The 25633-nt window shown below is 74.1% G+C and carries 20 protein-coding genes and 1 pseudogene; 8 read left to right on the top strand and 13 right to left on the bottom strand.

Annotated elements, in window-relative coordinates; genetic code table 11:
• Positions 1 to 157: 157 nt before the first annotated feature.
• Together O7603_RS22920 and O7603_RS22925 are read left to right on the top strand one after the other, a co-directional pair.
• Positions 158 to 1099, top strand: a complete 942-nt coding sequence (locus O7603_RS22920) for a transporter substrate-binding domain-containing protein (RefSeq protein WP_281571843.1) — start codon at positions 158 to 160, stop codon at positions 1097 to 1099.
• The gene (locus tag O7603_RS22925) at positions 1096 to 2202 is read left to right on the top strand and encodes a hypothetical protein (protein ID WP_281571844.1); all 1107 of its coding nucleotides are present in this window, start codon (positions 1096 to 1098) and stop codon (positions 2200 to 2202) included. Before O7603_RS22920 ends, O7603_RS22925 begins: the two co-directional genes overlap by 4 nt.
• Positions 2203 to 2226: 24 nt before the next feature.
• Here the strand turns inward: O7603_RS22925 and O7603_RS22930 are convergent, their stop codons facing one another.
• From O7603_RS22930 to O7603_RS22970, 9 genes are all read right to left on the bottom strand, one after another.
• Positions 2227 to 3390: an acyl-CoA dehydrogenase gene (locus O7603_RS22930; protein ID WP_281571845.1), complete on the bottom strand. Its 1164-nt coding sequence runs from the start codon at positions 3388 to 3390 to the stop codon at positions 2227 to 2229.
• Complete coding sequence (locus O7603_RS22935; RefSeq protein WP_281571846.1) at positions 3387 to 5444, bottom strand: biotin carboxylase N-terminal domain-containing protein; 2058 nt, start codon at positions 5442 to 5444, stop codon at positions 3387 to 3389. Before O7603_RS22935 ends, O7603_RS22930 begins: the two co-directional genes overlap by 4 nt.
• A gap of 12 nt (positions 5445 to 5456) precedes the next feature.
• Positions 5457 to 7058, bottom strand: coding sequence for a carboxyl transferase domain-containing protein (locus tag O7603_RS22940; protein ID WP_281571847.1), 1602 nt, complete (start codon positions 7056 to 7058; stop codon positions 5457 to 5459).
• Entirely contained in the window at positions 7055 to 8248 is a 1194-nt protein-coding gene (locus O7603_RS22945; protein WP_281571848.1) for an acyl-CoA dehydrogenase family protein, read from the bottom strand. The genes O7603_RS22940 and O7603_RS22945 overlap by 4 nt, the downstream gene beginning before the upstream one ends.
• Positions 8245 to 9951 carry an acyclic terpene utilization AtuA family protein gene (locus O7603_RS22950; RefSeq protein ID WP_281571849.1) on the bottom strand — a complete coding sequence of 569 codons (1707 nt, stop codon included), beginning with the start codon at positions 9949 to 9951 and terminating at the stop codon, positions 8245 to 8247. Before O7603_RS22950 ends, O7603_RS22945 begins: the two co-directional genes overlap by 4 nt.
• A complete protein-coding gene (locus O7603_RS22955; RefSeq protein ID WP_281571850.1) occupies positions 9948 to 10787 on the bottom strand; it encodes a TIGR03084 family metal-binding protein in 840 nt (279 codons plus the stop codon). The genes O7603_RS22950 and O7603_RS22955 overlap by 4 nt, the downstream gene beginning before the upstream one ends.
• A gap of 40 nt (positions 10788 to 10827) precedes the next feature.
• A complete protein-coding gene (locus O7603_RS22960; protein ID WP_281571851.1) occupies positions 10828 to 11433 on the bottom strand; it encodes a TetR/AcrR family transcriptional regulator in 606 nt (201 codons plus the stop codon).
• Between the two features lie 316 nt (positions 11434 to 11749).
• Complete coding sequence (locus O7603_RS22965) at positions 11750 to 12493, bottom strand: metallophosphoesterase family protein (protein ID WP_281571852.1); 744 nt, start codon at positions 12491 to 12493, stop codon at positions 11750 to 11752.
• 200 nt (positions 12494 to 12693) lie between these two features.
• On the bottom strand, positions 12694 to 13371 hold the full coding sequence (locus tag O7603_RS22970) for a Crp/Fnr family transcriptional regulator (protein WP_007466162.1): 678 nt from the start codon (positions 13369 to 13371) through the stop codon (positions 12694 to 12696).
• Positions 13372 to 13590: 219 nt separating this feature from the next.
• On the opposite strand from O7603_RS22970, the gene O7603_RS22975 reads away from it, so the two are divergent.
• The 6 genes from O7603_RS22975 (at position 13591) to O7603_RS23000 (ending at position 18890) form a co-directional block, all read left to right on the top strand.
• The gene (locus O7603_RS22975) at positions 13591 to 14253 is read left to right on the top strand and encodes an adenosylcobinamide amidohydrolase (protein WP_281571853.1); all 663 of its coding nucleotides are present in this window, start codon (positions 13591 to 13593) and stop codon (positions 14251 to 14253) included.
• A 56-nt stretch (positions 14254 to 14309) separates the two neighbouring features.
• Positions 14310 to 15482, top strand: a complete 1173-nt coding sequence (locus O7603_RS22980) for a CapA family protein (protein ID WP_281571854.1) — start codon at positions 14310 to 14312, stop codon at positions 15480 to 15482.
• 77 nt (positions 15483 to 15559) lie between these two features.
• Entirely contained in the window at positions 15560 to 16348 is a 789-nt protein-coding gene (nth, locus tag O7603_RS22985; protein ID WP_281571855.1) for an endonuclease III, read from the top strand.
• A complete protein-coding gene (locus tag O7603_RS22990) occupies positions 16345 to 16959 on the top strand; it encodes a TlpA disulfide reductase family protein (RefSeq protein ID WP_281571856.1) in 615 nt (204 codons plus the stop codon). Before nth ends, O7603_RS22990 begins: the two co-directional genes overlap by 4 nt.
• Positions 16956 to 17648 carry a CoA pyrophosphatase gene (locus O7603_RS22995; protein ID WP_281571857.1) on the top strand — a complete coding sequence of 231 codons (693 nt, stop codon included), beginning with the start codon at positions 16956 to 16958 and terminating at the stop codon, positions 17646 to 17648. Before O7603_RS22990 ends, O7603_RS22995 begins: the two co-directional genes overlap by 4 nt.
• A gap of 63 nt (positions 17649 to 17711) precedes the next feature.
• Positions 17712 to 18890, top strand: a complete 1179-nt coding sequence (locus O7603_RS23000; RefSeq protein ID WP_281571858.1) for a MarP family serine protease — start codon at positions 17712 to 17714, stop codon at positions 18888 to 18890.
• A gap of 51 nt (positions 18891 to 18941) precedes the next feature.
• On the opposite strand, the gene O7603_RS23005 is transcribed toward O7603_RS23000, so the two are convergent.
• From O7603_RS23005 to eccCb, 4 genes and pseudogenes are all read right to left on the bottom strand, one after another.
• Positions 18942 to 19673: a phosphatase PAP2 family protein gene (locus tag O7603_RS23005; protein ID WP_281571859.1), complete on the bottom strand. Its 732-nt coding sequence runs from the start codon at positions 19671 to 19673 to the stop codon at positions 18942 to 18944.
• A 104-nt stretch (positions 19674 to 19777) separates the two neighbouring features.
• The gene (locus O7603_RS23010) at positions 19778 to 20566 is read right to left on the bottom strand and encodes a phosphatase PAP2 family protein (protein WP_281571860.1); all 789 of its coding nucleotides are present in this window, start codon (positions 20564 to 20566) and stop codon (positions 19778 to 19780) included.
• Positions 20567 to 20610: 44 nt separating this feature from the next.
• Entirely contained in the window at positions 20611 to 21933 is a 1323-nt protein-coding gene (gene mycP / locus O7603_RS23015; RefSeq protein WP_281571861.1) for a type VII secretion-associated serine protease mycosin, read from the bottom strand.
• An 86-nt stretch (positions 21934 to 22019) separates the two neighbouring features.
• Positions 22020 to 25621, bottom strand: a pseudogene (gene eccCb / locus O7603_RS23020) (type VII secretion protein EccCb); the annotation flags it as partial.
• Positions 25622 to 25633: the final 12 nt, after the last annotated feature.

Below are 25633 nucleotides of genomic sequence, written 5' to 3' on the forward strand. Positions count from 1 at the left end.
GCAGGCGATCGGGCGCCCGCCGCACCCCGGCTCCGCCGGCCGGCGCATTCGCGGCGCCGGTCCGTGACCGGCGAGGCGCCCCACCGCAGGCCACGGAAATGGACCGGAGTAGCTACTCTCGGTGTCCCGCAGGCTGTACGCGTCAGCGAGGTCGCCGATGAACGCACACCCGTCCCGCATCCGGCTCCGCTCGGTCGCGACGACCCTGGCGGTCGCGCTGACCCTCGCCCTGGCCGCAGCGGCCGGCTGCGACAGCCGGCAGGAGCCGGATCTCCCGTCGGTGCAGGAGAAACTGCGCGAGACGCACATCTACGGCCAGTCGAAGCTGCGGATCGGCGTGGCCATCAACGAGCCGATGATGGGCGAGCTGCGCAACGGCGTGCACGTCGGCTTCGACGTCGAGATCGCCCGCTACATCGCCGCCTCCCTCGGCTACGAGGGCGACCAGCGGTTGGAGTTCGTCCCGGTGTCCACCGAGGACCGGATCCCCGCGCTCCAGGGCGGCGCCGTCGACCTGGTGGTCTCCAGCTTCTCGATCACCGAGGAGCGCAAGAAGCTGGTCAGCTTCGCCGGGCCGTACTTCGTCACCACCCAGGAGGTGATGGTGCCGATCCGGCTCAAGGACAAGGTCCGCACCATCGAGGACCTGCGCGACCCGGCGTACAAGATCTGTACCAGCGGCGGCTCGACCACCGAGGCGGAGCTGGAGAAGCACCAGGTCCGCGCCCTCGTGGTGAAGGACGTCGGGGACTGCGTGGACGGCATCCGGGCGGGCCGGTACGACGCGGTCAGCTCGGACGAGGCGATCCTGGCCGGCTTCCTCTCCCGGTTCCCCACCGAGTTCGAGATCGTCGACATGCCCTTCGGCACCAGCGAACTGCTCGGCGTGGGCGTTCCGATCGGCGACCCGGCGCTGCGCGACCTCGTCGCGTTCTTCCTCGACAAGAGCTACCAGCAGGGGCGGGACGGCCAGGCCAGCCCCTGGCAGACCGCGTACAACCGGACGCTCGGCCCGTGGCTGCCGGCCGAGAAGCGGCAGCCGCAGCCGCTGGAGGTGCCGAAGCTGGTGGACTTCGACGACCGGGCACCCCGGCGATGAGCGCGCCGGCGACCACCGCCACCGGCGGCCCGGACGCCGACGGGCCGGTGCGTGACGGCGAGACGGGCGGGCCGCGCGCGGTCCAGGAACCGGCCGCCTGGTACGACCGGGGTCGGCCCGCGTTCGGCGGCTCCGATCCGGCCGAGCGGCGGGCCCGGGCCAGCCAGTCGTTCTGGACGGTCCTGGTGGCCGTGCCGGCCGTCTTCTCGGTGCTCCGGCTCGGGGTCGAGGCCGGCGGCGAACTGCAGACGACGCTGCTGCTGGTGGCGAACGTGGGCCCGGTCAACCTGCTCGCCGGATTCCTCACCACGGCGGCCCGGCTGCTCGCCACCGGCCTGGTCGCCGTCTTCGCGCTCGGCGCGGTGCTCGGGGCCAGCGTCGACCGGCTGCCGCCCGGCACCCGGCGTCGCCCGCTCTTCACCCGCTGGGCGGAGATCACCCCGGTCTGGCTGGTGGCGGCGAGCTTCCTGCTCGCCCTGGTCACCTGGCCGCTGCTCTACCTGCCGCTGCTCATCCCGGCGTTCGTGGCCGCCTTCCAGCTCAGGCCGGAGCAGCTGCACGAGCGGGTCGGGGCGCGGGTGCTGGTGGTCGTCGCGCTGCTCGGCGGGTACGCCGGGCTGCTGCTGCCCACGCTGGTCGACGCCGCGCGCCAGGGCGAGCTGCTGGCCCTGACGCTGCTCGCCGTGCCGCCGCTGCTCGCCCTGGGCATCTCGGGGCCACTGCCCGGCGCGGTGATCCGGCCGCTCGCCTCGGTCACCGAGGTGGCCGTGCTGGCCATGCTGGTCTGGGCCGCGCTGCCGGTGATCAGCACGCCGGTGCTGCCGCTGACCGTCACCACCGTCGGCGCGGAGACCGGCCCGACCGAGGACGTCCGCGGGCACGTGGTGACCACCGACGACGTCAACATGGTGATCCTCCAGGAACAGGGCGGCGTCCGGTACGTGCCGGTCGGGTTGGTACGCGCGCAGGTGCTCTGCCCGAGCGAGCAGGAGCTGCCCCGACACCGGCTGCGCATCCACGACTTCCACGTCGAGGACTCGCTGCTGGAGGGCATGGGCCGCCGGGTGCGCCCGGTGCACCGCATCGACGCCGCGTGCCGCTGAGCACCCCGGTCGGGGCCGTCCCGATCAGTACGACTTGTCCTGGCCGAGGACGTGCTGGGCCACGAAGTTCAGGATCATCTCCCGGCTGACCGGGGCGATCCGTCCGGCCCGGACCGCGCCGAGCAGGGTGGCCACGCCGTATTCGGTGGTCATGCCCGCGCCGCCGAGCGCCTGCACGGCGGTGTCCACGGCGAGCGCGGCGGCCTCGCCGGCCGCGTACTTGGCCATGTTGCCGGCGACTCCGGCCTCCAGGTCCCGGCCGGCGTCGTAGAGGGTGGCCGCCCGGTGGATCATCAGTCGGGCCAGCTCCACCTGCACCGCCGCGTGGGCCAGCGGGTGGGACACGCCCTGGTGCGAGCCGATGGTCCGGCCGCCCCACACCTTCCGGGTGGCGGTGTACGACGACGCGCGCTCGATCGCGTACCGGCCGGTGCCGGCGCCCATCGCGGCGACCGTGATGCGCTCCGGGTTGAGCCCGGCGAAGAGCGCCGGCAGCCCGGCGTCCACCGACTCGCCGACCAGCGCGTCGGCCGGCAGCCGGACGTCGTCGAGGTAGAGCAGGAACTGGTTCTCCGGGGACAGGATCTCCATGTCCAGCTTGGACCGGGTCAGCCCGGGCGCGTCGGTCGGCACGACGAACAGCGCCGGCTTGAGCTTGCCGGTGGACTCCTCCTCGGTCCGGGCGACCACCAGCACGTACTGCGCCTCGTCGACCCCTGAGATGTAGCACTTGCGGCCGGAGAGCAGCCAGTCGTCGCCGTCGCGGCGGGCCACCGTGCCGAGCCGGTGGAAGTTCGACCCGGCCTCCGGCTCGGTGATCGCGAAGACCACCTTCAGGGTGCCGTCGGCGAAGCCGGGCAGGAACCGCTTGCGCTGCGCCTCCGTGCCGTGCCGGTTGATCACGGTGGCGGCGATGGCGGGGGACACCACGAGCAGCAGCAGCGGGCAGCCGGCGGCGGCCAGCTCCTCGCAGACGATGGCCAGCTCGGTGATGCCGCCACCCCCGCCGCCGTACTCGGTGGGGATGTTGACCCCGAGATAGCCGAGCCGGCCGGCCTCGGCCCACAGCTCGGTGGTGTGCTCGCCGGCCTTCGCCTTCGCCACGAAGTAGTCGTGGCCGTAGCGCCGGCCCAGCGTCCGTACGGCGTCGCGGAGCTGTTCCTGCTCGTCGGTGAGGTCGACGTTCATCGGGGATCCTCCTGCGGGTTGACCACGGCCAGCACGGCGCCGGTGTCGACCTGACCGCCGGCGGGCACCGGCAGCTCGGCGACCACGCCGTCGATCGGGGCGAGCACCGGGTGCTCGAGCTTCATCGCCTCCAGGGTGAGCAGCAGATCGCCGGCGGCGACCCGCTGACCGGCCTCGACGTGCACCCGGGTCACCGTGCCGGGCAGCGGGGCGAGCAGCGAGCCGGCGGCCAACTCCGCGGTGGGCTCCGGGAAGCGTGGCAGCTCGGTGAGGCTCACCGACCCGTCCGGGCCGTCCACGAAGAACTCCGACCCCACCCGGTGCACCCGGAACGGTTGCCGGACGCCGGCCACCTCCAGCACCACGCGGTCGGGGGCGGCCGACACCAGCGTCACCGGGTCCGGCGGCGGGGAGGCGGGCCGGCCGGCGGCCGAACCGTCGTCGCGGGACGCGACCGGGCGGGTGGCCGGGTCGTCGGCGGGCGGTCGCACCGACCACTCGGCGAGCCCGCCGGTCCGGTCCAGGCGGTAGCGGACCTCGACCTCGCCACCGGCCGCCGCGTACGAGGCGACCTGCGGAAAAGCGGGGACGTTCCGCCAACCGGACGGGAGCCCGGCGAGCACCGGGGCGGTCGCCCGGCGGGCGGCGGCCGAGGACAGGGCGGCGGCCAGCGCGAACAGCGGCACTCGATCCACCGGCACCAGCGGGGCGAAGACCTCCGGATGCCGGTCGAGGAAGCCGGTGTCGATCTCGGCGGCGGCGAAGTCGGGGCTGCGCAGCACCCGGACCAGCAGGTCCCGGTTGGTGGGCACCCCGTGCAGCTCGGCCCGGGCCAGCGCGCCGGCGAGGGTACGGGCCGCCTCGGCGCGGGTGGGCGCCCACGCGATCAGCTTGGCCAGCATCGAGTCGTAGTGCACGCCGACCACCGCGCCGTCCTCCACGCCGGAGTCCAGCCGGAGACCGGCCCGCTGGAGGTTGCCGAACTCGCGGTCGATCCCGGGGACGGCGAACCGGCGCAGGACACCGGTCGCCGGTCGGAACCCCTTGGTGGGATCCTCGGCGCAGAGCCGGACCTCGATCGCGTAGCCGCGGGCGGAGGGGTGCCGCGCGTGCTCGGGCAGCGGGGCGCCGTCGGCGACCAGCAGTTGCAGCCGGACCAGGTCCAGCCCGCCGACCGCGGTCAGCTCGGTGACCGGATGCTCGACCTGGAGCCGGGTGTTCATCTCCAGGAAGTGGATCGCCCCGTCGGGCGCGAGCAGGAACTCGACCGTGCCCGCGCCCACGTAGTCGACCGCCCGGCCGGCGGCCACCGCCGCCTCGTGCAGCCGCTCCCGCACCTCCGGCGGCAGAAGGCCGGGCGCCTCCTCGACGATCTTCTGGTGTCGGCGCTGGATCGAGCACTCCCGCACGCCGAGCGCGACGACCGCCCCCCGCGAGTCGCCGAAGATCTGCACCTCGACGTGCCGGCCGCGTTCGACGTACCGCTCGATGAAGACCGTGCCGTCACCGAACGCCGCTTCGGCCTCGCGCCGCGCGGAGGCGATCGCCTCGGCCAGGTCGGCGGCCTCGCGGACGATCCGCATGCCCCGCCCGCCGCCACCCGCCGCCGCCTTCACCAGCACCGGAAAGTCGGTGATCTGATCGGGCTCGGACCAGGTCGGCAGCATCGGCACGCCCGCGTCGGCGAGCAGCGCCTTGGCCGTCATCTTGTCGCCCATCGCGGCGATCGCCTTGGCCGGCGGCCCGACCCAGGTCAGCCCGGCGTCGGCGACCGCCGCCGCGAACTCGGCGTTCTCGGCGAGGAACCCGTAGCCGGGGTGCACGGCGTCCGCGCCGGAGCGGCGGGCCGCGTCCAGGATCAGGTCCACCCGGAGGTACGTCTCGGCCGGCGCGTTCCCCGGCAGCCGGACCGCCTGGTCGGCCTCGGCCACGAAGGGCGCGTCGGTGTCCGCGTCGGAGTGCACCGCCACCGTCTCGACGCCGAGCGCCCGGCAGGTGGCGAAGATCCGCCGAGCGATCTCACCCCGGTTGGCCACCAGCAGTCGCGTGATCATGAGTACGACCCCCTACATCCGGAAGACGCCGAAGCCGTCGGCGCCCTCCACCGGTGCGTTGTGGATCGCCGACAGGCAGAGCCCGAGGACGGTACGGGTGTCGCGGGGATCGATCACCCCGTCGTCGTAGAGCCGGCCGGAGAGGAAGAGCGCGCCGGACTGGGACTCGATCTGCTGCTCGACCATCATCCGCATGGCGGCGTCGGACTCCTCGTCGTAGTCCCGGCCACGTGCCTGGGCGGCCTGTCGGGCCACGATGGACAGCACCCCGGCCAGCTGCGCCGGCCCCATCACCGCCGAGCGCGCGTTCGGCCAGGTGAAGAGGAACCGCGGCTCGTACGCCCGCCCGCACATGCCGTAGTTGCCGGCGCCGTACGAGGCGCCGAGGTTGACCGTCAGGTGCGGCACGGTCGAGTTCGACACCGCGTTGATCATCAGAGCGCCGTGCTTGATGATGCCGCGCTGCTCGTACTCGGTGCCGACCATGTAGCCGGTCGTGTTCTGGAGGAAGATCAACGGCGTGTCGGCGGCGTTCGCGAGCTGGATGAACTGCGCCGCCTTCTGGGCCTCCTCGCTGAACAGCACCCCCCGGGCGTTGGCCAGCACACCGACCGGGTATCCGTGCAGCTCGCCCCAGCCGGTCACTAGGGCACTGCCGTAGCCCGGCTTGAACTCGTCGAACTCGCTGCCGTCCAGGATCCGGGCCAGCACCTCGCGCGGGTCGAACGGCACCTTCAGGTCGGCGCTCGCGATGCCGAGCAGCTCCTCGGGGTCGTGCTTCGGTGGCTGGGGGACCGGGTTGCGCGGCGGCGGGCCGTGCTTGCGCCAGTTCAACCGGCGTACGGTCTGCCGGGCCAGCCGGATGCCGTCCCGCTCGTCGGACGCCAGGTGGTCGGCGAGCCCCGACATCGACGCGTGCATCGCCGCGCCGCCGAGCGACTCGTCGTCGGTGACCTCGCCGGTCGCCATCCGCACCAGCGGCGGCCCGGCCAGATAGACCTGCGACCGGTCCCGGATCATGATCACGTGGTCGGACATGCCCGGCACGTACGCGCCACCAGCGGTCGCGTTGCCGAAGACCACGCTGACCGTGGGGATCCGCGCCGCGGAGAGCCGGGTCAGATCGCGAAAGACCCGACCGCCCGGGATGAAGATCTCCGCCTGGGTGGGCAGGTCGGCGCCGGCCGACTCGACCAGGTTGACCATGGGCAGCCGGTTCGCGAGGGCGATCTCGCCGGCCCGCTGGGTCTTCTTCAGCGACCACGGGTTCACCGCGCCGCCGCGTACCGTCGGGTCGTTCGCGATGACCAGGCACTCCACGCCCTCGACCACGCCGATGCCGGTCACCACGCTCGCGCCGACCGGGAAGTCCGTGCCGTACGCGGCCACCGGCGACAGCTCCAGAAACGGACTGTCCGGGTCGAGCAGCAGCTCGATCCGCTCGCGGGGCAGCAACTTGCCCCGGGCGTGGTGCCGGGACACGTACTTCTCGCCGCCCCCGGCCCGGGCCTGGTCGAGCGCCGCGTCCAGCTCCGCCAGCCGGTCCAGCAGCGCCGCGCGGTTCTCCGCGTACGACGCCGAGGACGCGTCGATCGCGCTGCTCAACGTGGTCACAGCCCGATTCCCTTCGCGATGATCTCGTTCATGATCTCCGTGGTGCCGCCGCCGATGCCGAGGATGCGCGCGTCCCGGTAGTGCCGCTCCACCTCCGCGTCGCGCAGGTAGCCGTAGCCGCCGTGCAGCTGGAGCGCCTGGTCGACCACCTCGGCGCAGGCCGCCACCGCGACGTTCTTCGCCATCGCCACCTCGGTGACCACCGGCTCCCCGGCCGCGACCCGCGCGGCCACCTGGTGCACGTACGCCCGCGCGGCCTCGGCACGGGTGTGCATCTCGGCGAGCCGGTGCCGGACCAGCTGTCGGCTGGCCAGCGGGCGGCCGAAGGTCGACCGGTCCCGGCACCAGCGCACGGCCAGCTCGACGCAACGTTGCGCGGTCGCGTACGCCTGCGTCGCCAGGGAGAGCCGCTCGCTGGCGAAGTTCTGCATGATCGCCAGGAAGCCGGTGTTCTCCTCGCCGATCCGGTTCGCGACCGGGACCCGCACGTCGACGAAGGAGAGTTCGGCGGTGTCCGAGCAGTGCCAGCCCAGCTTCTCCAGCCGTCGCCCGACCGTGAAACCGGGCGTGCCCTTGTCGATCACCAGCAGGGCGAGCTCGCCGCTGCCGGGGAAGTCGGTGCAGACGGCGGTGGTCACGAAGTCGGCCCGGACCCCGCTGGTGATGTAGGTCTTCGATCCGTTCACCACGTAGTGGTCGCCGTCCCGGCGGGCGGTGGTGCGGATCCCGGCGACGTCCGAGCCGCCGTCCGGCTCGGTGATGGCCAGCGCGCCGATGAGTGTGCCGGCCAGCGTCGGACGGACGTACCGCTCGATCAGGTCGTCACCGGGGGCGGGCGTGGCGCCGAGCCGGCCGCCGAGCGAGCCGCCGGTCCGGCCACCGGCCGCCGCGACCATGTGCGGCAGCGCGATGCCGTGGGTGAAGAGCGCGGCGACCAGCCCGGAGGAACCGCCGGAGCGGATGATCTCCTCGGTGACGACGATCGAGTCGAGCAGGTCGCCGCCGCTGCCACCCACCGACTCGGGAAAGCCGATGCCGAGCAGGCCGAGCTTCGCGGCGGTGGCGTGTAACTGCCGGGGCACCTCGCCGGCACGCTCCCAGTCGTTCAGGTGCGGCAGCACCTCCCGGGTGACGAAGGCCCTGGTCAGCTCGCGCAGCTGGCGTCGTTCCGGAGTGTCCACGATGGTCATCTCCGCACCTCCGTGGCGGTCGCGGCGGGCGGCCCGGGTGCCAGGTCGGCCGGCAGGTCGACGATCCGGGCCCGGAGCAGCTCGCCGAGCGCCTTTGCCTGGGGATCGAACCGGGTGGACCCGGCCACGCCCGGGCCGAGCAGCCCCTCGATCACGAAGTTGACGGCCCGCAGGTTCGGCAGCTCGTAGCGGCGCACGACCAGCGGGGCCGTCTCCGGCAACAGGTCGGCCAGGCGTGCCAGGGTCAACCAGCCGCGCAGCCAGTCGTAACCGGCGTCGCTGCGGGCCCACACGCCCAGGTTCGCGTCGCCGGCCTTGTCGCCGGACCGGGCTCCGGCCAGCTCGCCCAACGGCCCGCGCCGGGTCGGCCGGTCGTCGCCCGTGACCGGCGGCGTCCGGTCGATCGACGCGTCCGGCCCGACGGGCGCGGTGCGGGTCGGCGGGGCGATCACCACCCGCTCTCCCGACGGCAGCACCGCGACGTGCGGCACCGCGTCCTGCCCCACGGCCTCGGCGGTGAACACCCCGAACGGCGTGGCGTCGCCCGGCGGCGTGGTCAGCGTGCAGCCGGGGTAGGAGGCGAGGGCCAGCTCCACCGCGGCGGCCGAGAACGCCCGCCCGGCCCGCGCCTTGTCGCCGTCCCGCAGGTGTACGTGCAGCAGCGCGCTCGCCGTCTCCGTGTCGGCCGCGTCGGCGTGGTCGGTACGGGCCAGCGTGAACTCCAGCCCCTCCTTGCCCACCGCCTCCTCGAGCTGCCCCCGGACCAGGGCCGCCTTGGCCGGGACGTCCAGACCGCAGAGGACGAACGTCATCGAGTTGCGGAAGCCGCCGAGGTTGGTGACGCCGACCTTGAGGGTGTCCGGCGGCGGCTTGCCCCGGACACCGGAGACCCGGACCCGGTCCGTGCCGTCCTGGCTGAGCGTGACCGTGTCCAGCCGGGTCACCACGTCCGGCCCCAGGTACGCGGGCCCACCCACCTCGTACAGCAGCTGCGCGGTGACGGTCTCCACGGTCACCGCGCCGCCGGTGCCCGGATGCTTGGTGATCACCGCCGAGCCGTCGGCGTGCACCTCGGCGACGGGGAAACCGGGCCGGTGGCCGCCGTCGGGCAACTCGGTGAAGAAGCTGAAGTTGCCGCCGGTCACCTGCGCGCCGCACTCGATCAGGTGGCCGGCGACCGTCGCGCCGGCCAGCGCGTCGAGGTCGTCGCGGCCCCAGCCGTACCGGGCGATCGCCGGCCCGACCACCAGCGAGGCGTCGGTGACCCGCCCGGTGACCACCACGTCCGCGCCACCGTCGAGGCAGGCGGCGATCCCGAACGCGCCCAGGTAGGCGTTCGCGGTGAGCGCGTCCGGCCGCGGCAGCGCGTCTCCCTCGACGTGTCCCACGCGGACGGTGAGACCGAGCCGGTCGGCGAGCGTGGAGATCGCGGCGGCCAGCCCGGCCGGGTTCAGCCCGCCGGCGTTGGTCACGATCCGCACACCCCGGTCGAGGGCGGTGCCGAGGCAGCCCTCCAGCTGGCGGAGGAAGGTGCGCGCATACCCGAGGCCCGGGTCGCGCATCCGGTCTCGCCCGAGGATCAGCATGGTCAGCTCGGCCAGGTAGTCGCCGGTCAGCACGTCCAGCTCACCGCCGTCGAGCAGCTCTCGCCAGGCGCCGAACCGGTCGCCGTAGAAGCCGGACGCGTTGCCGATGCGGATCACGCCGGCACCCCGCTCCCATCGGGCGTGTCGGCCGGGGCGACGGGGCCGGCAGCCGGGGCGGCCAGCGGTGGACGGCCCGCGCCGGGTGGGCCGGCGAACGCCTGCGCGACGTCCAGCCACTCGTCGGCCACCGGACCGGTGGCGGTGAGTGCCAGATCGGTACGATGGGAACGTTGGGTGACCAGCAGGCAGAAGTCCCGCGCGGGACCGGTGATCCGGTCCGCGGCGTCCGCCGGGCCCCAGGCCCAGGTGCCACCGTGGGGCGCGGCCAGCTCCACCCGCACCGGCGCCGTCGGCACCGCCCGGCCGTGGGCGGCGAAGCCGTGGCCGAGCGTACGCACGCCGAGGTGTGCGACGTGCCGGAGCCGGTCGGTGGCCGGACGACGTACGCCGAGCGCGTCGGCCACGTCCTCGCCGTGCGCCCAGGTTTCCATGATCCGGGCGGTGGCCATCGAGGCGGCGGACATCCGGGTGCCGTACCAGGGCACCTTCTCGCCCGCGGGGATGTCGGCGAGGGCCGCCGCCAGCGCCGTGCGGCCGGCGCGCCAGCGGGTGAGCAACTCGGCCGGCGGGGCGAGGAACTCCTCCGCGCCGTCGTCGACCAGGCGGGCCGGGTCCGGCGCGGAGGTGACCGAGGCGAAGAAGGCAGTAGCGTCGGTCGCCGCCAGCAGCGCCACGTGATCGGTCCAGGCGAGGTGGGCGACCTGGTGCGCGATGCTCCAGCCCGGCGCGGGCGTCGGACGCGACCAGTCGGCCGCGGGTAGCGGCCGTACCAGCGCGTCCAGCGACTCGGACTCGTCGGCCAGGTCCGCGAGCAGGTCCGTCAGGTCGACCATGGTGCCTCCGGTCTGGGCGTGCCGGCGTGATCGGGGCCGGTCAGGGCGTGAGGAGCGTGGCGAGCTGGCGCTTCCAGGTGGTCAGCAGGGCGGCGCGGCGGGACGAGTCGTCGGTGAGCAGGTTGGCCACGCCCAGCCCGCGAAGGAGGTCCAGCGTGGCCTGCACCGCCTCCCGGACGCCGGGGCGGCGCTCGTCGACACCGAGCAGCGAGACGGTGAGGCGGTGCATCTCCCGGCCCACCCGCGCCTCGAGCGGCACCAGGGCCGCACGCAGCTCGGGATCGGTGCGGGCGGCGACCCACAGCTCGATCGCGGCGACGAAGAGCGGGCCGGTGAAGGCCGCGCCGAGCAGGTCGACCACCCGGTCGAGCCGCTGCGGACCGGCCGGCAGGGCCTCCGCCTCGGTGCGCAGCTCGGCCGCCCGGCGCTCGGCAAGGTGGTCGACGGCGGCGGTGACCAGCGCCGCCTTCGTCGGGTAGTGATGCAGCTGCGCGCCGCGTGAGACACCGGCCCGGGCCGCGACCAGAGTGGTCGTGGTGCCGGACCAGCCGTGCTCGATCAGGCACTCGACGGTCGCCTCCAGGAGCCGGGCCTGGGTGGCGCGGCTGCGCTCCTGTTGAGGGACGCGGGTCGATGCGGCGGGCACGGGGACAGCGTGCCGCGACCGAAACAAACAGTCAAGCCTGACTTTTTCCGACCCTGCCCTGCCCCCCTCGCCGCCCGGTGGCCCGGTGGCGCGGTGGCGCGGTGGTGCGGTGGCGCGGTGGCGCGGTGGCGCGGTGGCGCGGTGGCCCGGTTCCATTCCTCGTCAGCCCACGCACCCACCCCGCCGCGCCTTTGGAGCTGAGTCGTTCAGGACATCGGCGCTGAGTCGTTTGCGACATCAGCTCTAAAGCGTCCGAGCGTCAAGTCACCAGCACCGCGTCACCACGTCACCGGCTCACCGGCGCCAGTGGCGGGGCTCAGCGGCCGTCGCGAGGGGCGAAGACCGCCAGCGCGTCGGCGTCGCTGTGTCGGGAGCGCAGGTATTCGTCGGCGAACCCGGCGGCGTCCGGGAAGGTCGAATCGGCGGCCACTCGGGCGCAGGCGGCGTCCACGTCGAAGTCGGTGCGGCGCAGCTGCACGCCGGGGCCGAGCAGCGCCCAGTAGGCGCCCGGACCGCCGTACGGCATGCCGACGCTGCCGGGATTGACGACCAGGCGCCGGTCGACCAGCCGGGTGAAGGGCATGTGGGTGTGCCCGCAGACGACCGTGCGCACCTCGGCGGGGACGTCGGCGAACACCTCCGCCCAGCGCGTCATCCGGCTGTCGACGAGCACGACCTCCTCGTCGTCGCGGGGCGTGGCGTGGCAGAAGACGACCGGGCCGAGGCCGTCGATCTCCAGGGTCACCGTGAGCGGGAGCGCGGCCAGCCGAGCCACCTGGTCGTCGCGGAGTTCGCCGGCGGCCCAGTTCGACACCTCGATGGGGGACGCGCGCCCGGCGCGCGCCTCCACCAGTTCCCGGTCGGCGTTGCCCCGCACCCAGCAGGCCCGTTCGCCGAGGCCGGCGAGGAGATCGAGCACCTCCACCGGCTGCGGGCCGGCGGCGATGTCGCCGGTCAGCACGATCAGGTCGGCGGCGGCCACGTCCGGCTCGGCCAGGACGGCCTCCAGCGCGGGCAGCACCCCGTGGATGTCGGAGAGGACGGCGACCCGGTTCAGCATCGCTCCACCATCCCGCCGGGTCGAAACCTCGTCCAGCATTTCTGCCGCGGGCAGACGGCACGCGGCCCCGACCCGACCGGCCAGACATCGGCCGGCCACCCTCGGCCCGGCCAGGCTGCGGACACGGAACCGGCCCGGACCGTGGGACGGTCCGGGCCGGTGAATGCCGCATTGTCGGGACGGGCGCCCGACGGGTCGGGTCAGACGCGGGCGCGACGGGCCAGGCGCTCCGGGTCGAGGATGATGATGCTCTTGCCGTCCAGCCGCAGCCACCCGCGGGAGGCGAAGTCGGCGAGCGCCTTGTTCACGGTCTCCCGGGAGGCGCCGACGAGCTGGGCGATCTCCTCCTGGGTCAGGTCGTGGGTCACCCGCAGCACGCCGCCGTCCCGGGTGCCGAACCGGCCGGCCATCTGGAGCAGGTTCTTCGCCACCCGGCCGGGCACGTCGGTGAAGATCAGGTCGGCCAGCGAGTCGTTGGTCCGGCGCAGCCGGCGGGCCAGCACGCGGAGCAGCTGCTCGGCGATCTCCGGCCGGTTGTTCAGCCACGGCCGCAGCGCCTGCTTGCGCAGCCGCACCAGCCGGGTGTCGGTCACCGCGGTGGCGGTCGCCGTCCGCGGGCCGGGGTCGAAGAGCGACAGCTCGCCGACCATGTCCGACGGGCCCATCACCGCGATCAGGTTCTGCCGGCCGTCCGCCGCCCGGCGGCCGACCTTGATCTTGCCGGACAGCAGGATATAGAGACTGTCGCCGGGCTCGCCCTCGTTGAAGACGATCTCGCCCTTACGGACCTCGATCGTCTCCATCTCCTTGGCGAGCGCCTCGGCAGCCTCCGGGTCGACACCCTGGAAGATCCCGCTGCGGGCCAGTACCTCGTCCATCGCGCACCTCCGGTTGCGCGTTGCCGTCCCTCGGCCGGGTCCGCCGTCCGCTGGTCCCTCGCGCGCCGCCAAGTCTAGGCGCACGTGAGCTGGAATCAGAGGTGCACCCCTGGAATCTTGATCGTTGGACGTAACCCGGCCGTTCCGATCCGGCTCTATGATCGCCGACCCGTCAGGCCCGGACGCGTCGCTGGTCAGGCGGCCCGTAGGGTCAGCGGCGTGCTGAGCGAGCCGCTGCTGACCACCCGTCGGGAGGACGACGCCGACGTCCCGATGTTGGTGTGGCGCTCGGCCTCGCCGCTGCGCGCCGTCAGCTCCGCGCCGCTGGGGGGCGGGATCGGCGTACGCCACTGGGTGCTGAACGCGACCGTGCCGATGTCGTACGACCGGGACGACCCCGCCGACCACCTGGCCGGGCTCGCTCACGGCCTCGGCCTCGACGGGCCCGGGGTGGGCCTGCTGACCGGCGTCGACGTCGCCGAGGTGGTGACCCGGACGGACGCGGGCGTGCGGGCCTGGGCGACGGTCGGCCTCGGCACCCCGGTCCCGGCCGCCGCACCCGCTCCGGCGGCGCCCGGCCAGCGGGTCGGCACGGTCAACATCGTGGTGTACGTGCCGGCGCGGCTGGGCGACGCCGCACTGGTCAACGCGGTGGCCACCGCGACCGAGGCGAAGGCTCAGGCGATCATGGAGCTGGGGTTGGCGGCGACCGGCACCCCGACGGACGCGGTCACCGTGCTCTGCCCGGTCGACGGCCCGGAGTCCGCCTACGGGGGGCCGCGCTCGACCTGGGGCGCGCCGCTGGCCCGGGCGGTGCACGCCGCCGTGCTCGCCGGCGGGGCCGGCACCGTGGTGCCCTGGTCGGAGCGGCTGACCGGCTGAACTTCCAGCCGATCGGCCCTCGTCCCGGCGATTCTGCCCAGGTAGGGTCGCGGGCGATGTACGCTGCCGTCCCTGCTCCGCCGCGCCCGCGCCGCCGAGCCACCGCCCTCGCGCTCGTCGCGCTCCTCGCCGTGTTCGTAGCCGGCTGCGCGGGGTCCGGCGCAGCTCCGGTCTGGCAGCCGGGCGCCGGTGGCGGCGGCACCGGCGCGCCGGTCGGCACGGGTGGTCCCTCCGCGAGCGGCGCTCCCGAGTCCGGTGGCGAGGCCGTCTCGCTCTCGGCGACCGGCGACATCATCATGGGCAACGCTCCGAACCGGCTGCCCGCCAACGGCGGCAAGGGCTTCTTCGACTCCGTCGAGAAGGCGCTCGCCGCCGACCTCGTGATGGGCAACCTGGAGGAGCCGCTGACGGTGGACACCGGCACCGGCAAGTGCGGGGCCAACTCCACCCGCTGCTTCCAGTTCCGGGCCCCGCCCGAGTACGCGGCGCACCTCCGCGACGCCGGGTTCGAGCTGCTCAACCAGGCCAACAACCACGGCTACGACTACGGGCCGAAGGGCTACCAGAACACCCAGAAGGCGTTGGAGCGCTACGACCTGGCGCACACCGGCGCGCCGGACCAGATCACCGTGGTCGAGGTCAAGGGCGTCAAGATCGCGGTGGCGGGCTTCTCGTCGTACGTCTGGTCCAACAGCCTGATCGACATCGCCGAGGCGAAGCAGGTGATCGCCAAGGCGGCCACCATGGCCGACCTGGTGGTCGTGCAGGTGCACATGGGCGGCGAGGGTGCGGACAAGACCCGGGTACGGCCCGGCACCGAGATGTTCCTCGGCGAGAACCGGGGCGACCCGATCAAGTTCGCCAAGGCGATGATCGACTCCGGCGCCGACCTGATCGTCGGGCACGGCCCGCACGTCCTGCGCGGGATGGAGTTCTACAAGGGCCGGCTGATCGCGTACAGCCTGGGGAACTTCGCCGGCGGGGGCAACTCGCTGAGCAACGCCGGGCGGCTCGGCTGGGGCGGCGTGCTCAAGGTGTCGCTGCGGCCCGACGGCAGCTGGGCCGGCGGCTCCTTCACCTCGACGTTCATGAACGGCGCGGGCAAGCCGACGATGGACCCGGACGATCGCGGCCTGGGCCTGGTCAAGGAGGTCACCCGCCTCGACTTCCCGAAGACCGGGGCGCGGCTCGACGACGCCGGGAAGATCAGCCCGCCCGCCGCCGGCTGACCCCTGCCGTGCCCGGCCCCGCTGAACCGGGGCGTGGGCCGCCGAGAGAGTCGGCGCGGCGACGTAGGCTGGCCGGCGTGACGAGTAGCTCCCCCGGCGCCAGCGAGACGGACCTCGGGCGCAAGCGCCGCGCCCGTCGGATCGGTCGGGTGCTGGCCGCGACCCACCCCGACGCGCACTGTGAACTGGACCACTCCAACGCGCTGGAGCTGGCCGTCGCCACGATCCTCTCCGCCCAGAGCACCGACAAGAAGATCAATGAGGTCACGCCGAAGCTCTTCGTGCGCTACCCGACGGCGGCCGACTACGCCGGCGCCGACCGGGGCGAGTTGGAAGAGCTGATCCGGCCGACCGGCTTCTTCCGCAACAAGACCGACTCGCTGATCAAGCTGGGGCGGGCGCTCGTGGAGCGCTACGACGGCCGGGTGCCCGGCAAGCTGGTCGACCTGGTGACGCTGCCCGGCATCGGCCGCAAGACCGCCAACGTGATCCTCGGCAACGCCTTCGACGTTCCCGGCATCACAGTCGACACCCACTTCCAGCGACTCGTGCACCGCTGGCGGCTGACCACCGAGACCGATCCGGTGAAGATCGAGCACGCGATCGGCACGCTCTACGAGAAGCGCGACTGGACGATGCTCTCGCACCGGGTGATCTTCCACGGCCGTCGGGTCTGCCACGCTCGCAAGCCGGCCTGCGGGGCGTGCACGCTGGCCAAACTCTGCCCGTCGTACGGCACCGGGCCGACCGACCCGACCGTCGCGGTCAAGCTGCTCAAGGGCCCGCGCGCCCGCGACCTGGCGGTGGCCGCCGGGATCGACCCGGAGCTGGTGCCGGCCCAGGCGGTCGCCGCGGAGGTGCCGTGAACCGCAGGCTGGTCACGCTGCTCCTGCCGTTGCTGCTGGCCGCGGCCGGCTGCACCGCGACCGACACCGAGCGCCCGGCTCCGTCCCGGCCGGGTGCGGCGGCCAGCCGGCCCTCGCCCTTCGCCGACTGCGCCGCGCTGACCACGGCGCCCTCGGCTGCCGCGTCCGCACCCACGTCCGCCACGGGCGACCCGCTGCCCGACCTGAGCCTCTCCTGCTTCACCGGCGGCGCGCCGGTCGCCCTCCGCGACATACGCGGCCCGGCGGTGGTCAACCTCTGGGCCTCGTGGTGCCCGCCGTGCCGCAAGGAACTGCCCGCCTTCCAGCGGCTGAGCGAACGCGCCGGCGGTCAACTCCAGGTGATCGGGGTGAACACCCGGGACGGCCGGGACGCCGCCCAGTCGATCGGCGAGGACTTCGGAATCCGGTTCCCGATTCTGGTCGACCAGGGTGAGGCACTGCAGCGGGCGCTCAACCGCAACGCCATCCCGCTCACCGTCTTCGTCGACGGGCAGGGGCGGGTCCGGCACGTCGACACCTCCGGCGCGCTGGACGACGCGCGTCTCGGCGCGCTGGTGCGTGAGCACCTCGGGGTGGCGGTGCCGGCGTGACCCGGAGACCGCCGGAGTGGATCGGGCCGCTGCTGGCCCGGCTCGGCACCGCCCGGGCCGAGGACTTCACCCGCCTGACCACCCCGGAGACCGGCGGTCGGGAGAGCGCGGTGCTGGTGCTGCTCGGCGAACAGCCCGGCACCGGCCCGGACGTGCTGATCCTCCAGCGGGCGGCGACCCTGCGCACCCACGCCGGCCAGCCGGCCTTTCCCGGCGGCGCCGCCGACCCGGAGGACGCCGACGCGTCGGCGACCGCGCTGCGCGAGGCGAACGAGGAGGTCGGTCTCGACCCGGGCAGCGTCACCGTCCTGGCCGAGCTGCCGAAGCTCTGGATCCCGGTGAGCGACTTCGTGGTGACCCCGGTCCTCGCCTGGTGGCACGCGCCGCACCCGGTGCACCCGCGGGAGCCGGCCGAGGTGGCGCACGTGGCCCGGCTGCCGATCGCCGAGCTGGTCGACCCGGACAACCGGATGCGGGTACGCCATCCGAGCGGCTGGATCGGTCCGGCGTTCGCCGCGCGCGGCATGCTGGTCTGGGGCTTCACCGCCGGGGTGCTGGCCGCCCTGCTCGACATGGGCGGCTGGACCCGCCCGTGGTCGCCCGGCCGGGTGGTCGACCTTCCGCCGACCGGCGCCTCGCCGGCCCCCTCCGCGGACACCGACGAGGTGGACGAGACACCCGTACGCTGACCGCCCGGTCACCTTCCGCATGCGATGGTCATCCGGCGAGCCCGCTGCCCGTACGCTTGACCCGTGTCCGCCGTCGATCTCGTTCTGCTGTTGCTCATGCTCGTGTTCGCGATCAGCGGATACCGTCAGGGCTTCGTCATCGGAATCCTGTCGTTCTCCGGGTTCTTCCTCGGCGCCCTGATCGGCCTCCAGGTCGGGCCGCTGCTCGCCCGCCAGTTCGTGGACAGCGGCACGCGGGTCCTGATATCGCTGGTGGCCGTCTTCGGGCTCGCCGTGGCGGGTCAGGCGCTCGCCGGCTGGCTCGGCTCCAACCTGCGCGCCGCGATCACCGGCTCCGGCCTGCGCAAGGTCGACGACGTCGGCGGCGCGTTCGTCTCGCTCTTCGCCGTGCTCCTGGTCGCCTGGTTGGTCGCGGTGCCGCTGGGTTCGTCGTCACTGCCCTGGCTGGCCTCGTCGGTCCGGAACAGCGCGCTGCTCACGGTGGTGGATCGGGTCCTGCCCGACCAGGCCCAGCAGCTCTCGACGGCGCTGCGCGACACCGTCGACACCAACGGCTTCCCGGACGTCTTCGGTGACCTCGCCCCCACCCGGGCCCGTCAGGTGGAGCCGCCGGATCCGGCGCTCGCCGGCTCCCAGGTGGTGGTCAACGGCCAACGCGCGGTGGTGAAGGTGCTCGGCTCCGCGCCGAGCTGCTCGCGGCGGATCGAGGGCTCCGGCTTCGTGTACGCCGACGACCGGGTGATGACCAACGCGCACGTGGTCGCCGGCACCCGTTCGGTGTCGGTGGAGCTGGGCGGCGACCGGTACGACGGCGAGGTGGTCGTCTACGACCCCGACCGGGACCTGGCGGTGCTGTACGTGCCGGGGCTGCCCGGTCCGTCGATGCGGTTCGCGGCCGGCAACGCGGGCAGCGGCGCGGACGCGATCGTCCTCGGCTTCCCGCTCGACGGGCCGTACAACGCCCAGTCGGCGCGGATTCGGGACGTGGACCGGATCACCGGACCGGACATCTACTCCTCGGGCGACGTGACACGGGAGATCTACACGATCCGGGCGCTGGTCCGCAGCGGCAACTCCGGTGGGCCGCTGGTCTCCTCGAACGGGCTCGTGCTGGGGGTGATCTTCGCGGCGGCGGCGGACGATCCGAACACCGGCTTCGCGGTCACCGCGGCGGAGGCCCGCCCGGTCGCCCTGGCCGGCGCCGAGCGCACCCGCGCGACCGGCACCGGCGAGTGCACCTGACCCGATTCGGCAGGAGCGCCCTTGTGGGGCGGCCAGCGTCGGGCGGACTGATCACGGCACGAGGGGCTCGGAGCGAGGTGTGGCGCGGTCGTCGCTGGTGGGGGTGACGGTCGGCAGTGTCGCGCGCCCCCATCGAACGCCACGGTCAAGGATCGACCGGGCCATGATGGCCACGCAGGCGCCGCCGTTGAGGAAGGACGCGACCACGTCGCTCGGGTGGTGCATGCCCCGATACATGCGGGTCAGCGCGACGCCGACCGGCACCAGCACGAGCAGCATCCACCAGCTGGCCTTGGCGGCGGTGCTGCGTACCTGCAGCGCCAGCAGCACAGCGATGCCCACGTAGAGGGCCACCGCCGCCGAGGTGTGCCCGGACGGAAAGCTGGACGTGGGCGGGGAGACGTCCATGTGCTCGACGGCCGGCCGCCGGCGGTCGATGACCATCGTAGTCAGCAGGAACACCAGCGCCTGCGCGCTGACCGCGGCGCAGAGAAACAGCGGCTCCCGCCAGCGACGTAGCCACAGCCGCAGTGCCAGCGCGGCCAGCGCGGTGACCAGCACGATCATCTGGGTGCTGGCCAGGGTGCTGAAGACGAGCGACACGTCGTTCCAACCGGCCGTGCGATCGGCGGCGAGTTCCCGATTGACCGCGTCCTCGGCGGTGAACGGCCAGGACCGGACGAGCACCCGGGTGACCAGCCCGCCCAGAAGCAGCATGACGGAGAGCAGCAGAGCCACCGGCAGCAGCACGCGACGGACGATCTGGACCATGGTGTCGGCCATGGGCCCGCCAATACCCGTCGAGCCGATCCGTTACGCCTTGGCGCCGTCCGTCCCGATCCAGGCCGGCCCGGAACCGTGGCGCCAGCGCGGCGGCTCGCCGCCGGTCAGTCCTCCCCGGATCGCTCCCCGGGCTCCGGCGCGACGCCATCGCGGACTGCCTGGGCCGGAGCCAGCCGCACTCGGTGCCGCCAGACGGTGAGGGCCGCGGCGGTGGCGGCCACCACGGCCGTGCCGAGAAGCCAACCGCCGACCACGTCGCTGGTCCAGTGCACGCCCAACGTCACCCGGCTCACCCCGGTCACCACGGCCAGCAGCAGCGCGCCAGCCCAGAGCGCCGAGCGCCCCGGCCCGCTCCGGTGCGGCAGGAAAACCACCAGCAGCACCCCGGCGGCCAGGGTGGCGTTGAGGGCGTGCCCGGACGGGAAGGCGTAGCCGGCGGCCCGGGCCACCGGGTCCAGCAGTTCCGGCCGGTCGCGGCCGACGAGCAGCTTGAGCAGCGGGCCGAGCAGCCCGCCCACCAGCATGGTGACCGCCACCCAGAGCGCCAGTCGGCGCGCGCCCCGGCTGACCAGCCAGATCACCACCACCAGCGCGCCGGCGCGCAGCGGCATCGGCCCGAACACGTTGGTCCAGATGCTCATCACCCGGACCCACTCCGGGTGGGTCAGCGCGTACCCGTGCAGCGTGTCGGTCACCGCCGCGTCCAGCCGGTGCAGCGGCGGCCAGGCGTCGAGCACGAGGAGCCCGAGCAGCGAGAACGGCACGAGCACCAGGAACGCGGCCATCGCGGCCAGGGTCAGGCGTAGACCCAGCGAGTGCTCGGGGTCGAGCCGGCGGCGTCGCCACGACACCCCGTCGACGGGGACCAGGGTGCGCGGGCCGGGCGTGCTCATGGCGTCAGTTGTACCCGCCGGACGGGCGGTCAGACCCGGACGCTTCAGCGGCCGCGCTGACGGAACCGGCGCACCATCAACGCCGCGCCGGTGACCAGCGCGACGAAGACCGCGGCTCCGGTCCAGAGCCGTTCCGGCGCCGAGTCGTCCTGCGCACCGGCCGGGCGGGCGGTCCACCGGGTCTGCTGGCGCGGAGCGGTGAGGCTGAGCGGGTCGCTGCCCGCGCCGGCCGCCGGGTCGCCCTGGTCGAGCCCCGGCGCGGCCCCGAAGCCCACCACGCCGGGGGAGGCGTTGTCGTCCAGCGGGTTGCCGCTCACCGACGGCACGTCGGCGGTCAGGGCCGCCACCGGATCCACCAGGCCGTATCCGAAGCGGTCGTCCCGGCCGGTCGGGCCGATGTCCCGTGCGGTGGCGAGCAGCCGGTTGACCACCTCACCCGCCGACATCTGCGGGTAGCGGGAGCGCACCAGCGCGGCGGTGGCGGCCACCAGCGGGGCCGCGAAGCTGGTGCCCTGCACCCGCCAGTAGCCGCGGGGACGTGCGCCGACCAGTCCGGTGGCCGGCGCGGTGAGCACCGTGGCCCGGCCGGTGATCGACCCGGACCAGAGGTTCTCGCTGCTGCGTTCCAGGCCGGCGACCGCGATGACGCCCGGCTCGCGGGCCGGGTACCAGACCTTCGTGCTGGTCGAGGTGGCGAGATTGCCGGTGCAGGCGATGACCACCACGTCGCGGGCGAACGCGTAGTCCAGGGCGGCGGCCAGGGCGGGGCTGTCACCGCTGCCGCCCAGCGACAGGTTGATCACCCGGGCGCCGTTGTCGACGGCCCAGCGGACCCCGCGGGCGACGATCATCGCGTCGTCGTAGCGATTCTCGGCGTCGAGGACGCGGACCGGAAGGATCCGCGCGTCCGGCGCGAGCCCGACCACGCCCTGCTTGTCGTCGTCGCGCCCGGCGATGAGGCTGGCCACCGTGGTGCCGTGGCCGACCGGGTCGGGCTCGGGGCCGCCCCCGGGGGTGACCAGGTCGAGCCCGGGCAGCACCTGCCCGACGAGATCGGGGTGGCTGCCGTCCACTCCGGAGTCGATCACGGCGACGGTGACCCCGCGCCCGGTCGCGCTGCGCCACGCCGTGGCCGCGTTCAGCTCGTCGAGCTGCCACTGCTCGTCACGGACCTGGTCCGGCCGGCTCGGCGCGTCGCCCGGAGCGAGCGCCATCGGGGCACCGGTGACCTCGCGCGCGGAGGCCGGGGCGGCACCGGCGGGCGCCACCGGACCGGCGACCGCGACGACGGTCGCCGCGACGCCGAGCAGCGCCCGGCCGGCGAGCCGTCGGGCCGCCGGCGGGCAGCTGTGCCGAACCCCAGTCACATTCCTCAGCCATTCATCGGGACACAACCGCGACGTTCGGAGATTACCGGGTCTCCCCCCGACTTCGGTGAGATCCGTCGAACCGGTCACGGTGGCGGCAGGTGGGCCAGCTGCACCAGGCGTACGCCCTCTCGCCGCGTGACCAGCCGACCACGGCCCGGCGGCAGCGGCCCGGGGCGGACGGGGCCGACCAGGGCGCCCTCCTCCGGGCTGCCGGCCATCACCAGCCCGGCGGTGGAGAGTTCCCGCAGCCGCTGGACGATCGGCTCGTACTGGGCCCGGCCCGCGCCGCCGGTCCGGCGGGCCAGGACCAGGTGCAGACCGACGTCCCGGGCCTGGGGCAGGTACTCCTCCAGGGCGCGCAGCGGGTTGGCCGGGCCGGCGGCCACCAGGTCGTAGTCGTCGACCAGCACGAACAGCTCCGGCCCGGTCCACCACGACCGGTCGCGCAGCTGCTGCGGGGTGACCTCGGGGCCGGCGATGCGGCGGGCGAGGTAGCCGGCGGCCGACTCGACCAGATCGGCGGTGTGCGCGGCGGCGGTGCCGTAGCCGATCAGGTGCGGCGACTCGATGGCCCCGAGCAGGCTGCGCCGGTAGTCGACCAGGATCACCCGCGCCTGCTCCGGGGTGAACCGGGTGACGATCGTGGTGGCCAGCGCGCGCAGGAACGAGGACTTCCCGCACTCGGCGTCGCCGAAGACCACGAAGTGCGGTTCGGACGCGAAGTCCAGAGCCACCGGGCGCAGGTCGGCCTCGGCGATCCCCACCGGCAGCCGCAGGCCGCTCGTCGCGACGAGGTCCAGCTCGGCGTAGGGGAGCGCCGGTGGGAGCAGCCGCACCCGAGGCGCGGGTGGGCCGGGCCAGGCAGCCTCGACCACCCGCTTGACCAGGTCGGCGGTGTCCGCGGTGGAGTCGGCGAGCCGAGGCAGCGCGGTGAGGAATAGCAGGCTCTCGGCGGTGATCGCCCCGGCCGGGGGACTGCTCCGGCACGTTCGCCGCAGCCCGGCGGGCCACCAGTGAGTCGGCCGGGTCGCCCAGGCGCAGCTCCAGCCGGGAACCGAACAGGTCTCGGATCACCGGTCGGAAGTCCAGCCAGCGCAGCGCGGTGGTCACCACGTGCACCCCGTACGAGAGGCCCCGGGTCGCCAGGTCGGTGATCAGCGGTTCCAGGTCGTCGTACTCGGCGCGGAGTGTCGTCCAGCCGTCGACCACGAGGAACACGTCGCCGAACGGGTCGAGGCGGGCTGGTTGGTCGCACCCAGAGCGGCCCGCCGCTGCCGGTACGCCGTCATCGACTCGACGCCCAGCTCGGCGAAGCGCCGCTCCCGCTCCGCCAGCAGTGTGGACACCTCCCCGACGGTCCGCCGGACCGCCGTCGGGTCGGCCCGGCCGCTCACCCCGCCGACGTGCGGCAGGTCGCGCAGCGCGGCCAACCCGCCGCCGCCGAAGTCGAGACAGTAGACCTGCACCTCGGCCGGGGTGTGGCTGAGCGCGAGCGCGCAGATCAGCGTCCGCAGCACCGTCGACTTGCCGCTCTGCGGGGCGCCGACCACCGCGACGTGCCCGGCCGCGCCGTCCAGCGCCAACCAGAGCAGGTCCCGGCGCTGCTCGAACGGTCGGTCCACCACCGCGACCGGCACGCCGAGCGCGCCGTGCAGCTCCGGGTTGGCGCTGCCGAGGCCGCGTGCCGGGTCGACCGCGAGCGGGCCGAGCAGCTCGTCCAGCGCGGGCGGACGGTCCAGCGGTGGCAGCCAGACCTGGTGCGCCGGTGGGCCCTGCCCGGCCAGCCGGTCGACGAGCAGGTCCAGGAGGCTTGCCCGGCCTTCCTCGTCCACCGGCTGCGGCGGGCGGGCGTCGCCGGCTCGGGCACCGGCACGACGTGGGTGGTGAAGGTGAGCAGGCGCGCCGTGCCGCCGGCGCCGGAGCCGGCCGCCGGGCCGCGGCGGGGCAGCGCGCCGGAGACGTACGCGGCCTTGAACCGGATCAGCGGCTCGGTGCCGAATCGCAGGTAGCCGTGGCCGGGGGTGCGGGGCAGCTCGTGGGCGTCCGGAACCCCGAGCACCGTCCGCGACTCCAGCGCCGAGAAGGTGCGCAGCCCGATCCGGTACAACAGGTGGGTGTCCAGCCCACGCAGCCGCCCCTCCTCCAGCCGCTGCGAGGCGAGCAGCAGGTGGACGCCGAGCGACCGGCCCAGCCGGCCGATCTGCACGAAGAGATCGATGAAGTCGGGCTTGGCGGAGAGCAGCTCGGAGAATTCGTCGCAGATCAGCAGCAGCGACGGCAGCGGCGCGAGAGGGGCGCCGGCAGAGCGGGCCCGTTCGTAGTCCCGCAGGCTGGCGAAGTTGCCGGCCCGGCGGAGCAGCTCCTGCCGGCGGACCAGTTCGCCGTTGATGGCGTCGACCATCCGGTCGACCAGCGGCAGCGCGTCGGCCAGGTTGGTGATCACGGCCGCGGTGTGCGGCAGGCGGTCGCAGGACGCGAAGGTCGCGCCGCCCTTGAAGTCGATCAGGACGAAGTTGAGCTGCTCCGAGCTGTGCGTCGCGGCCAACCCGAGCACCAGGGTCCGCAGCAGCTCGGACTTGCCGGAGCCGGTCGCCCCGATCAGCAGCCCGTGCGGGCCCATCCCGTCCTGTGCGGACTCCTTGAGGTCCGGCTCGATCGCACCGCCGTCGGCGCCGACCCCGATCGGCACCCGCAGCCGCTCCCGGGCCGAGCGGTGCGCCCAGCCCTGCTCGACCGTGAAGCCCTCGGGGTCACCGAGGCCGAGCAGCTCGGGCAGCCCCAGGTCGGCGTGGAGCTGGGCGTCCGGGCCGCGGGCCGTACCGGCGAGGCGCAGCGGGGCCAGCCGCCGGGCGACCGCCTCGGCGTCGGCCGGGTCGAGGCGGTCGGCGACGCCCACCTCGGCGTGCCCTTCGGCCGAGTGCGAGTGCAGCCGTCCGTCGCGCAGCGCGAGCAGCAGCGCGTACCGGTCGAGCAGCCGGGGTGGCGGCGTGTCCAGGTCGAGCACGGTGACCGCGTCGATGCCGCCGTCGCCGACCAACTCGGTGGCGCCGGTCAGGTCACCGCCGTCGAGCACCACCACCACGTGCGGGCCGTCGGTCGCCGGCCCGGCCGGGCTGAACCGGGACCGGTTGCTCAGCACCTCGTCGAGCAGCCGTTCCAACTCGACGGCGGAGCTGGTGACCAGCCGCACCGCGCCGAGCGCGTCGGTGCGGGACCGGTGGTGGGCGTGCGGAAGCCACTTGACCCACTCCCAGGCGGCCCGCCGCTCCGGGCCGGCGCAGACGGCGAGCAGCACCTCGTCCGGGGCGTGGAAGACCGCGAGCTGGGTGAGCACCGCCCGGACCAGCGCGCGGCCGTGGGCGCCCCGCGCCGGCCCGCCGTCCGGCGCCGTGCCGCCGTCGGCGCCGGTGCTGGTGCGCGCAGGGGTGTCCGCGGTGTCGCGCACGAAGACCCGGGCGAAGCTGCGCAGCGAGAGTGCCACCGGCAGGTCCGGCACCACGGAGTACGCGTCCAGGAACCGGCGCAGCGCGCCGGCGGTCATCGGCTCCAGCTCCTCGAGCGGTCGGGTGACCGGCGGGACCAGCGGAGTCGCCAGGGTCTGCGGTCCGACGGCCACCCGGACCACGGCGAAGTCCGGATCGGCCGGGCGGCGTTCCCAGACCCGGTGGCTCGCCACCGTCGACCAGAACGAACGGGC

The sequence above is a fragment of the Micromonospora sp. WMMD812 genome (genome assembly GCF_027497215.1).
Taxonomy (GTDB): Bacteria; Actinomycetota; Actinomycetes; order Mycobacteriales; family Micromonosporaceae; genus Micromonospora.

Bases quoted from the DNA above. Each gene is read 5' to 3' on its own strand.
- O7603_RS22980 (WP_281571854.1), top strand. From the start codon at position 14,310: ATGTACGCTGCCGTCCCTGCTCCGCCGCGCCCGCGCCGCCGAGCCACC.
- O7603_RS22920 (WP_281571843.1), top strand. From the start codon at position 158: ATGAACGCACACCCGTCCCGCATCCGGCTCCGCTCGGTCGCGACGACC.
- O7603_RS23010 (WP_281571860.1), bottom strand. From the start codon at position 20,566: ATGAGCACGCCCGGCCCGCGCACCCTGGTCCCCGTCGACGGGGTGTCG.
- O7603_RS22935 (WP_281571846.1), bottom strand. From the start codon at position 5,444: ATGATCACGCGACTGCTGGTGGCCAACCGGGGTGAGATCGCTCGGCGG.
- O7603_RS22955 (WP_281571850.1), bottom strand. From the start codon at position 10,787: ATGGTCGACCTGACGGACCTGCTCGCGGACCTGGCCGACGAGTCCGAG.
- O7603_RS22930 (WP_281571845.1), bottom strand. From the start codon at position 3,390: ATGAACGTCGACCTCACCGACGAGCAGGAACAGCTCCGCGACGCCGTA.
- O7603_RS22925 (WP_281571844.1), top strand. From the start codon at position 1,096: ATGAGCGCGCCGGCGACCACCGCCACCGGCGGCCCGGACGCCGACGGG.
- O7603_RS22945 (WP_281571848.1), bottom strand. From the start codon at position 8,248: ATGACCATCGTGGACACTCCGGAACGACGCCAGCTGCGCGAGCTGACC.
- O7603_RS23005 (WP_281571859.1), bottom strand. From the start codon at position 19,673: ATGGCCGACACCATGGTCCAGATCGTCCGTCGCGTGCTGCTGCCGGTG.
- O7603_RS22965 (WP_281571852.1), bottom strand. From the start codon at position 12,493: ATGCTGAACCGGGTCGCCGTCCTCTCCGACATCCACGGGGTGCTGCCC.
- O7603_RS22970 (WP_007466162.1), bottom strand. From the start codon at position 13,371: ATGGACGAGGTACTGGCCCGCAGCGGGATCTTCCAGGGTGTCGACCCG.